This window comes from Cobetia sp. SIMBA_158 (assembly GCF_046566945.1).
GTDB classification, from domain to species: Bacteria; Pseudomonadota; Gammaproteobacteria; order Pseudomonadales; family Halomonadaceae; genus Cobetia; species Cobetia amphilecti.
In genome coordinates this window covers 1-271 of sequence record NZ_JAWJYL010000388.1, presented here as the reverse complement: position 1 = coordinate 271, position 271 = coordinate 1, and the positions used below count along the sequence as shown (strand labels likewise).

General features: G+C 57.9%; 1 protein-coding gene. It reads left to right on the top strand.

Features of this window, described 5'->3' with window-relative positions; genetic code table 11:
- Nucleotides 1-76 precede the first annotated feature (76 nt).
- On the top strand, nt 77-271 hold a 195-nt coding region (locus tag R2R70_RS20405; RefSeq protein ID WP_410978964.1), incomplete at its 3' end, for a hypothetical protein.

Sequence of the window (271 nt, the reverse complement as noted above, 5' to 3'; positions counted from 1 at the left end):
GTATTGAGTCCTGGCGCGGCATCTCACTTACAGTAACGTTCAATTCAGCAGGACATTTTCAGCCAGGAGCACCTTCATGTCCGTCGTGATCGACACGCATACACACGCAATTTCGCCTGATACGCAACGTTATCCGCTCGCGCCGGTGGGTGGCCATCAATCGGAGTGGTCCGCCAAACGACCGGTCGATTACGAAGGTCTGCTCGCATCGATGGATGAGGCGGGGATCGACCGCGCCGTGGTCGTGCAGGCGTCGACCGTCTACGGAAAC